6 protein-coding genes are annotated in these 10,078 nt (G+C 66.0%); all 6 read right to left on the bottom strand.

What is annotated here, in order from left to right:
• Positions 1 to 10 precede the first annotated feature (10 nt).
• Positions 11 to 394 carry a hypothetical protein gene (locus RT662_RS11845; protein ID WP_313670911.1) on the bottom strand — a complete coding sequence of 128 codons (384 nt, stop codon included), beginning with the start codon at positions 392 to 394 and terminating at the stop codon, positions 11 to 13.
• Positions 395 to 505: 111 nt separating this feature from the next.
• Positions 506 to 1,315, bottom strand: coding sequence for a universal stress protein (locus RT662_RS11850; protein WP_313670912.1), 810 nt, complete (start codon positions 1,313 to 1,315; stop codon positions 506 to 508).
• Between the two features lie 13 nt (positions 1,316 to 1,328).
• Positions 1,329 to 2,051, bottom strand: coding sequence for a Crp/Fnr family transcriptional regulator (locus tag RT662_RS11855; protein ID WP_313670913.1), 723 nt, complete (start codon positions 2,049 to 2,051; stop codon positions 1,329 to 1,331).
• 67 nt (positions 2,052 to 2,118) lie between these two features.
• Positions 2,119 to 3,024 carry a DMT family transporter gene (locus tag RT662_RS11860; RefSeq protein ID WP_313670914.1) on the bottom strand — a complete coding sequence of 302 codons (906 nt, stop codon included), beginning with the start codon at positions 3,022 to 3,024 and terminating at the stop codon, positions 2,119 to 2,121.
• Positions 3,024 to 4,043 carry a beta-eliminating lyase-related protein gene (locus RT662_RS11865; protein WP_313670915.1) on the bottom strand — a complete coding sequence of 340 codons (1,020 nt, stop codon included), beginning with the start codon at positions 4,041 to 4,043 and terminating at the stop codon, positions 3,024 to 3,026. Before RT662_RS11865 ends, RT662_RS11860 begins: the two co-directional genes overlap by 1 nt.
• 165 nt (positions 4,044 to 4,208) lie before the next feature.
• Entirely contained in the window at positions 4,209 to 9,971 is a 5,763-nt protein-coding gene (locus RT662_RS11870; RefSeq protein ID WP_313670916.1) for an autotransporter-associated beta strand repeat-containing protein, read from the bottom strand.
• Positions 9,972 to 10,078 lie beyond the last annotated feature (107 nt).

Genomic DNA, 10,078 nt, shown 5'->3' on the forward strand with positions numbered 1-10,078 from the left:
AACGGGGAAATCAGGTAATCACGGCCACGAAGATGGCCCAGGCCACCATCAGCAACGGCACCGTCATCACCTGGGCATAGGCTGCCCGGCCTGAAAGATAGCCGCTGGCGGTATCAATTCCCCACGCTCCCTTGCGCGGGACGTCATCCTTGTTGGGGCCCGACGCCTGCTGCATCATCAAGGGCAACCCGTAATAGGCCACCAGCACCAGACCGAACACCACGAAGATCAAACCAAGCCCGGTGCCGGCCTGAAACGCAACATACATGATGGAAAGATAAGCCGCACCGGCACCCACCAGTTGGGCCAACAGTTTGTTTGGCAAGTCAAAATCCAGTCGCCTTACACCTTGTTCAGGTGCAGGAACGGCCTGTTTGGCGCCTTCGATCGCCACGCCATGCTCTTCGCGGAATTCGAATTTCATTTCCCCTCTCCCAAGCTGCGCCCGCCACCGGGCGTCCCTCAAGAAATTGCCAAGCCCGTCCGGCCTTCGCCTTGATCCAGATCAATGGGCGATCAGGATTGGTGCCGGCGCATCCGCCAGCAGGCCGCGCGTCACCCCGCCAAACAGCATCTGGCGCATGCGGCTGTGGCCATAAGCGCCCTGCACGATCCACGCCGCCTGCCGTTCCGCCGCCACCGAACGGATCACCTGTTCGATGCTGGAACTGCCCTGGGCGCGTTCCAGCACATCGGCATGAATGCCGTGGCGGGACAGAAAGGCCGCTGCGGCGCGCACACCGAAGGACGTGTCCTTTTCTTCCACGGTCAGCAGGGTAACGGCCTCGCTCAGCGCCAACAGCGGCAGCGCCGCACGCAGCGCCCGCGCCGCTTCCTGGCCGCCATCCCAGCACACAAGTGCCGGGCCGGCCACCGTGATGCCGCGGGCGTTGGGCGGCACCGCCAGCACCGGCGCCGGGGAACGGATGGCGACATCGCCGGTAATCCCCAATTGCAGCGCGGCCTGACGCGAAAACGGCCCGGCGCTCATCACCACCACATCGGCCAGACGAGCATATTCGACCAGCCGATCGCTGGAATCGCCATCGGCAGACTGCCATTCCCAGCTGACGCCTTCGCGGTTCAGCCGCGCTTCCACGGCGGTGCGCTCTTCCTTGCGGCGGGCTTCCACTGCGTCGATCAGCGTGGTCACCGGAAAGGCGCCCATCGCCGGATCGCCCAGCGCATAGGCGGCATAGGGCATCACCGACAGGCAGACGAGATGGCCGCCGGCGGCGCGCGCCAGATCGAAGGCGGCATTCAGCCTTGCCTCCTGGCCATCGTCACCTTCGATATGCACAAGGATCGTTTTCATCGCGTCTCTCCCCTCAGTTCAATTCTTCGGCGGCTTCCGCCAGCGCATCGGGATCATGGATCACCACGTGGCGGCCGCCAGGCAGCCCGATCACCCCGGCGCTCTTCAGCCGCGACATCTGGCGGCTGACGGTTTCGATGGTCAGGCCGAGCAGATCCGCCATCTCGCCCCGGCTCAGCGGCAGTTCGATGGTCGTCACGGTTTCGCTGTCACGCTCGCTGCCGAATGTATCCGTGCGCCGGGCCGATTCGACGATGAAGCCGGCAACGCGGGCCAAGGCGGTTGCCCGCGCCAGCTTTGAACAGTGGGTGCGGGCCGCTTCCAGCTCGGCCAGCGTGCGGCTCAGCAGGGCGCGCTCCATGCTTGGATTCTCGGTCAGGGCCCGCTCCATGTGGCGCTGTGGAAACAGGCACAGGCTCACCGGCGTCAGCGCCACCACGTCATGCAGGGCGGGCTGTTCGCTGCGGAACGGCCTGCCAACGAAATCGCCCGGCCACAGCAGGCCCACGATCACTTCCTGGCCGGCCGGATTGATATCGCTGATCTTCATCAGGCCGCGCTGGATATTGGCGCAAACCGGGGCTGAATCGCCGGCGCGCACCAGCGTCTCGCCGCGAGCCAGCGTGCGCTGCACGCCACAGGCAGCCAAAGGCGCCAGTTCGATATCGGACAAGACCCCGCACAGGGCTTGATCCCGCACCTTGCATTGCCCGCAGCTGTTGCTGAACACCATCATCCTGTCTCCCGCCCCGATATTGGCATCTGGGGCGCTTGAGGGAATCGGGATGGCTACCTAGGGACTTTTACGATTGGCTCGCCTTGGCCCTCAGCGCGATGGTGAGGCCGATGAGCGCCAGTGCGATGCCGGCAACGGCGGTCAGGGTCCATTGATAGCCTTCCAGCAAGGTGGAGAGCGCCATCGCCACCACCGGCACCGCCACGCCGTTCCACGCCGCCGGCCCCGCCCCCACGGTGCGGATCAGGATGTAATAGAGGTTGAAGGCGACGGCCGACGCGGCAATGCCGAGGTAGGCAAGGCCGGCCAGATAGACGGGCGCCGTGGAAATGACGGGCGGGCCCGAAATGCCCCACGCCACCGCACCATCGATCAGCGCACCCCAAGCCATCGCCCAGGCAATGCCGGCTTCCAGAGGCATCGCACGGCCCTGCGGCGTGGCCTGCAGCACATTGGCGATGCTGGCGGAGAAGACGCCGCCGAACGCGAGGGCGAGGCCAAGTCCCATCTGTTCGCCGCCCGGCTTGCCCAGATCGGGCGCGAACAACAGGGCCACGCCGGCCAGCCCGATGGCGCTGCCGATCATGAAGCGGCCGGTGACGCGCTGGCCCAGGAACGCCGCCGACAGCGCCGTGTTGGTGACAAGCAGGAAGGCGAAGGTGAGGCTGACCAGGCCGGAGGCGAGATATTGTTCGGACCGGTAGACGAGATTGAAATTGAGCACGAACTGGCTGACCGCAACGAGCAGCGCAAAACCGTGCTGGCGGCCGGTGAGCCGCAAGGATTTGCCCCTGACCAGGCACAGGCCGAACATCACGGCGGCGCCCAACGCAAAGCGCCAGGTGACCGACCAGCTGGGCGGCACCTCACCCAGTTGCGTGCGGATCACGAACCAGGTGCTGCCCCAGATCAGGGTGCAGACGATGAAGGCGAACCAGGCCAGCGGGGTGAAGCGGCCTTCAGTCGTTGCCATCAACCTGCTGCCAGCGCGCGGGCCAGCGCCTCGACGTGGGAGGCCGGCGTGTCCCAGCTCACCACCAGCCGAGCTTCGTTGGAGCCAGCATCGCCCCAATCATAGAAGTGGAAGCCCTGGGCACGCAACCGATCGGGTTCGCCGGGGGCGAGTTGCGCGAAGACTTCGTTGGCCTGCACGGGGTGGAGCAGGCGATCCTGGGCGGCGGCGGCGAGCGCCTGCGCGCCGGCATTGGCGGCGCGGGCGTTGCGCAGCCACACACCATCTTCCACCATGGCGATGATCTGGGCCGCGTTGAACCGGCCTTTGGATGGCATCTGCCCGGCGCGCTTGCGGCGCCAACGCAATTGATCGGCGAGGGCAAGATCGAACAGCACCAGCGCTTCGGCCGAAAGGCCGCCATTCTTGATGCAGCCAAAGCTGAGCGCATCGACGCCGGCCACCATTTCGCTTGGGTTACAGCCCAATTGCGCCACGGCATTGGCGAAACGCGCGCCATCCATGTGTACGCGCCAACCCTTGGCGGCAGCGTGAGCAGTGAGCGCGGCGAGTTCGGCCGGCGTGTAGACGGTGCCGCATTCGGTGGCCTGGGTGATCGACAGCGCCGACAATTGCACCTGGTGCACATCATTACGGTGGCTGGCGAGGCCGGCGTCCAGCCCGGCGGGCGTCAGCTTGCCGTGATCGCCTGCGCACAGCATCAGCTTGGCACCACCAGTGTAGAATTCCGGCGCGCCGCATTCATCGACATGGATGTGCGCTTCGGTATGACAGGCCACCGCGCCCCACGGCGGCACCAGGCAGGCCAGCGCCAGCGCATTGGCGGCGGTGCCGGTGCTCACCGGCACCGCCATGCAGTCCCGCCCGAACAGGGTGGTGAACAGGCCATCAAGCCGGCGGGACCATTCATCGCCATCATAACCAGCATTCTGGGCCGGAGCGGCAGCGGCAAGCGCGTTCAACACCTCCGGGCAGGGCGCGGCGGCGTTGTCGGACATGAAGTTGGCGGCAAAGGTCATGGGCGTTCCGATAGGAAGGCAAGGGGTTGCCGGTCAATGGCACAATGCGCGCCAGGCGGCCCCTGCCCTGTGTGGCAGGTCGAAGCAGGGTGTTCCAGGCCCAAAGCGAAACGGCGGCCCCCGAAGGGACCGCCGTTCGATTGTTAGGCCTTATGATCTTTGCGATCAGAATGCGAAGTTTAGGGTGGCGCGACCGCCGTGATCGTCGTTGCGTGCGCCGATCAGCCCCGAGTAATCGACGCCGATCCGGATCTTGTCAGACAAGTTGGCACCAAGCCCGGCCTGCAGCAGCAGGGCATCCTTGTCGATGCTGACCGAGCGGATGTTGGCCAGTTGGCCGACCGCGGGGATACCGATCTGCGTCGCCGCTTCGCGGGCACCCGACGTGCGCTGCCAGGCCGCGCTGGCGTTCACATCAATCTTGCCGTTCAGGGCCGTGCCAAAGCGCATACCGGCGTTGGTCACATTGATGTTGTACGATGCGCGCGGCGCAGTGAGGGCGGCGATACCGCCGGTTTCGGTGAGCGCCTTAATATCGGCCCCGATATAGGCATTGCGCACGAACGGTTCGATCCGCGTGTTTGTGCCCTTGGCCAGATCAAAGGCCAGTTCACCAAACACCTGATAGGTGGTGCCGGTGGTACTGCCTGCCAGCGACTGGGTGAAGCCAGCCAGGGTGATGGCACGGCTGCCGTTGGTGCGGGCGCCGGCCAAGCTGACACCGGCGTTGATCACAAAGCCGGAGTCCTGCTGACGCCAGCCCGCATAGACGGCGCCGCCAACGCTTTCCACCCGGCTGCTGCCGCCCAAGACGCCGAATTCGACATTCGTCGTCGTGTAGTGGAACATGCCGCCCACGGTCAGCGTGTCGCGCGACCAATCAATACCTGTAAGCAGGCCCAGCTGTTCGGTCTGGAAGCTGGTGGCTGCACCGCTGGTCTGCGCCTTGCCCCACGTACCCGCACCGCGCAGCCAGAAGGTGAGCGAGCTGTCCCCATCGCTGGTGCTGACCTGCTGGCCAGCCATGGAGGCCATGCCGAGGTTCAGGCGATCAAACGCGGTTTCGCGGGTGACGCGGTTGCTGTCCAGCACCACGCGCCGTTCGGTGGCACGCTGTTCACCCGACATTTCGCGCAGGGTGCGCGGCAGGTTGGAACCGGCGTTGGCATAGACCGCGAAGAAGGCCTGCGGGTTGTAACCGCCGGCAACCGCACGATCGAAGGCCTGCGCCACTTCCAGCGCGTTGCCGCTGATGCCGCCGAAGCGGTTGCCCAGCGTCACCAGGCTCTGCGGTGCCAGACGGATGTTCGCCTGCGTGGTGGTGTATTCCACCACCGGGTTGAAGGCGATGCCGAACGTTTCAAGGCCCGTGGTGGTGGCGAAGGTGCCCGTACGGGTTGCACCGCTAGCCACAGTGTAGAGCGCGTTGAAGGTCGGGAAGGCCGGCGTTGTTGTCGCCGCAACGGCCAGCGTGCCGCCCAGGGTGAGCGCGCCGCCCGCCGTGATGCGATCGTTGGTCGAACCGATGACATTGACATTGTACGTGCCAGCCAGCGTCGCCGCACCAGTGACGGTGAGGGTGGCTGTGTTGGTGGTGCCCGAAGCGCCCGGGTTCACCGAGCCGCCCGCCAGCACGTTCAGCGCGCCAACGGTGCCGGTGCCGTTCAGCGCCGCACCGGAGTTGACGGTGACCGCCGAGACCAGGCTGCCGGTCACGTTCAGGGCCCCGGCAGCCACGGTGGTGGTGGCGGTGTAAGTGCTGGCACCCGACAGGGTCAGGATGCCGGTGCCGGTCTTGCTGACGCTGCCCGCGCCGCTGATCACACCCGAAAGCGTGAAGGCAGACGGCGACGCGCCGCTGTTGATGGTGGCCGCGCCCAGCGTGACGATGTTGTTCGCCACGGTGAGGCCGGTCACACCAGCGCTGAGGGTCGTTGCATCGGCCATGGTCAGCACACCGGTGCCAAGGCCCGCGTTGTTGCCCACGGTGATGGTGCCAGCGTTGAGCGCGGTGCCACCGGCGTAGGTGTTGGCGCCGTTCAGCACCAGATTGCCGGTACCGACCTTGGCGATCGAACCCGGACCCGACACGACACCGGCGAGGGTGAGCGTGTTGGTGCCGGTATCAACCGTGCCAACGCCCGCGGTGCTGATTGCATTGGCCAGAACCACGTTGTTGGCGCCAGCGCCCAGCGTGGTGCCATCGGCCATGGCCAGCGCACCGGTGCCCAGAGCGGCGTTGTTGCCAACCGTGATGCGGCCCATCGTCAGGGTAGTGCCGCCGGCGTAGGTGTTGGCGCTGTTCAGAACCAGCTCGCCACCACCGATCTTGGTGAGCGACGTGCCGCTGACCACACCAGTGAGGGTGAGCGCGGTGCCCGGAGCCACACGTGCCGTGCCGCCGCCGGTGCCGAGCGTGACCGCCCGGGCCGAGCTGAAGCTGGCCGTGGTCCACAGCGTGCCGCCGTTGAGCGTGATGCCGCCCGCGGCGTTGCCCAGGTTGGCATCCTGGCTGACCCGCACCTGCGTGCCGGTGACAACCGTGCCGCCCGTGTAGGTGTTGACGCCAGTGAGGGTGAGATCGGACGCCGGGTTGGCGGCGCTGTCGATCACCGACAACGGGCCGGTGCCCGAGATCACGCCGCCCAGGGTGAGCGTCTGCCCGGCCACGTCAACCGTGGCACCGCCAGCCATGCCGATGCTGTTGGCCAGCGTCACGCCGGCCGCACCCGCTTGCAGGAAGGTGCCGGCGGCCATGGCGAGGTTGCCGGTGCCCAGCGCGCTGTTGTTGCCAACACGGATGGTGCCGGCATTGAGCGCGGTGCCACCCGCATAGGTGTTGGCGCCATTCAGCACCAGCGTACCGGTGCCGATCTTGGCCAGCGTGCCCGCACCGTCGATCACGCCATTCAGCGTGAAGGTGAAGCCCTGGGTGTTCATCGTGCTGGTGCCATTGATGGTGATCAGGTTGGCCAGAGCCAGCCCATCCACACCCGCGCGCAGCATGGTGCCATCGGCCATCACGACACCACCGGTGCCCAGCGCCGCGTTGGTGCCCACGGTGACGGTGCCGCCGTTGATGCTGGTGCCACCCGGGTAGGTGTTGGCACCGTTCAGCACGAGGTTGCCCGTGTTCACCTTTGTGAGCGAACCGGCGCCATCAATGACACCATTGAGCGTCAGCGTGTTGCCGGCGGTATCGATGTTGCCAACACCCAGCGTGGTGATGGCATTGGCCAGCACCAGATCCGCAGCGCCCGAAGCCAGCGTAGTGCCGTCCGCCATGGTGAGCGTGCCGATACCCAGCGCGCTGTTGTTGCCAACGCGGATGGTGCCGGCATTCAGCGCGGTGCCGCCCGCGTAGGTGTTGGCGCCATTCAGCACCAGCGTACCGGTGCCGATCTTGGCCAGCGCACCCGCGCCGTCGATCACGCCGTTCAGCGTGAAGGTGAAGCCCTGGGTGTTCATCGTGCTGGTGCCGTTGATGGTGATAAGGTTGGCCAGAGCCAGCCCATCCACACCAGCGCGCAGCATGGTGCCATCGGCCATCACGACACCACCGGTGCCGAGCGCGGTGTTGGTGCCCACAGTGACGGTGCCGCCGTTGATGGTGGTGCCGCCCGCGTAGAGGTTGGCGCCGTTCAGCACGAGGTTGCCCGTGTTCACCTTGTTCAGCGAACCGGCGCCGTCGATGACGCCGTTCAGCGTCAACATGTTGCCGGCGGTGTCGATCGTGCCAACACCCAGCGTGGTGATGGCGTTGGCCAGCGCAAGGCCGTTGGCGCCCGCTGCCAGCGTGGTGCCGCCGGCCATGGTGAGCGTGCCGGTGCCCAGCGCGCTGTTGTTGGCCACCGTGACGGTGCCGACATTCAACGCGGTGCCGCCAGCATAGGTGTTGGCGTTGGTCAGGATTAGGTTGCCGCTGCCGATCTTGGTGAAGCTGCCGGCGCCCGACAGGATGCCCGACAGGGTGAAGACGTTGGCACCGGTATCGATGGTGCCGTTGCCCAGCGTGACGACGGCATTGCCGACATTCAGGCCATCGACGCCGGCGACCAGGAAGGTGACATCCGCCATGGTGAGCGTGCCGGTGCCCAGTGCCGCATTGTTGCCCACGGTGATGGTGCCGGCGTTCAGCGCGGTGCCACCGGCGTAGCTGTTGGCACCGTTCAGGAACAGGTTGCCAGTGCCGACCTTGGTGATCGAACCGGCGCCCGAGATGATGCCATTGATGGTGAAGTTGTTTGTCAGCGTGTTGAGCGTGCCGTTGCCCAGCGTCACGATGTTGTTGCCGATCACCGTGTTCGCCAGGGCCGAGACCAGGGCGGTGCTATCAGCCATCGTCACCGTGCCGGTGCCCAGGGCGCTGTTGTTGGCAATCACGATGGCACCGGTGTTGAGGCTGGTGCCGCCGCTATAGCTGTTGGTGCCCGACAGGATCAGCGGGCCCGTGCCGGCCTTGACCAGCGTGCCGGAACCGCTGAGGATGCCGGACATGGTGAGCACGAAGCCGTTGGTATTGACAGTGCTGTTGCCGTTCAGCACCGCCGCATTGGCAAGGCTGAGCGCATTCGCACCAGCGATCAGGCTGGTGCCATCCTGCATGATCAGGGAGCCGCCACCCAGCGAGGTGTTGGTGAACACGCTGATCGAGCCGGCGTTCAGCAGGGTGCCGCCGGAATAACCGTTGGCATTGGTCAGGTTCAGGTTGCCGCTGCCCACCTTGGTGAGTGCACCCACGCCGCCAACGGCACCCGAAAGGGTGAAGTTGAATGCCTGGCTGTCGACGATCAGGTTGGCATTGGTGCCCAGCACAACGGCGTTGCCGACGTTGAGGCCATCGATGCCCGCGCGCAGCGTGGTGGTCTGGCCCGCATCTTCCACCCGGAGCTGACCGGCGCCCAGCGCGCTGTTGGTGCCAACAACGATGGTGCCACCGAACAGATCGGTGCCGTCAGCATAGCTGTTGATGCCATTCAGGGTCAGTGTGCTGGTGGTCTGCTTGGTCAGCGAGCCGGCGCCCGAGATGGTACCGTTCAACACCAGATCGTTCGGGCCGAGCACGGTGCCATCGCCCGCCAGCACGATGTTGTTGGCAAGTGTGCGGGTTGCGCCGCTGGCGTTGCCCAGCACGCCGTTGTTCAGGGTGAGCGCGCCAGTGCCCAGGGCCGAATCGGTGCCCACATAGATGGCAGCGAAGGTGGCAAGCGTACCGCCGGTGTAGGTGTTGGCGCCGTTCAGCACCAGCGCACCGAAGCCGCCGACCGACAGGCCGCCTGCACCCGACACGGTGCCGTTCAGCACCAGATTGTTGCCATCGGCCGTAAGCGTGCCGTCGGGCGCGATGTTGCCCGTGGTGCCCTTCAGATCGACGTTGAGCAGGCCGTTCAGCACCACGTTGCTCGCCAAAGTAATGGTGCCCTGCGACGGCGCGGTGCCGCTGGCGAGGGTGGTACCACCGGTGGCGATCAGCGAGCCCAGGCCCAGCGCGCCATTGCTGGTGACGGCGAGGGTGCCGTTGGCCAGGTTGACGTCCCCGGTGAGCGTGTTGTTGCCGCCCAGCACCAGCGTGCCAGCGCCTTGCTTGAACAGCTGGCCGGTGCCGCCGATGGTGGCGTTGATGGTGGCGGTGAGGCCGCCATCGACCGAGATGAAGCTGCCCAGCGTGCTGTTGGTGTTTAGGCTGCCGCCCGCATCGTTCAGCACATAGCCATCAGCCTGGAAGCCGAGGCCGGCGAAGTTGAAGTTGCTGGCCACATCGACCGAACCACCGGTGCCGCCGAAGATGCCGACAGCGTTGTTCTGCCAGGTGGCGTTGATTTCGCCGGGGGCTTCGCCGGTCCAATTGGTGTTGGTGGCGTTCCACACGCCATTGCCACCCTGGCCACCGGGCACAGCCGCGGTGAAATCGGTGCCGTCCCAGTTCATGACTATGCTGTCAGGTCCGGCGACCACCAGGTTCACCTGCTGCGCCGCACCATTGTGCTGGATCGAGCCGGTCAGACCGTTGGGCAGACCGCCGTTGATTAGCAGGC

It is taken from the genome of Sandarakinorhabdus sp. (genome assembly GCF_032115815.1).
GTDB lineage: Bacteria > Pseudomonadota > Alphaproteobacteria > Sphingomonadales > Sphingomonadaceae > Sandarakinorhabdus.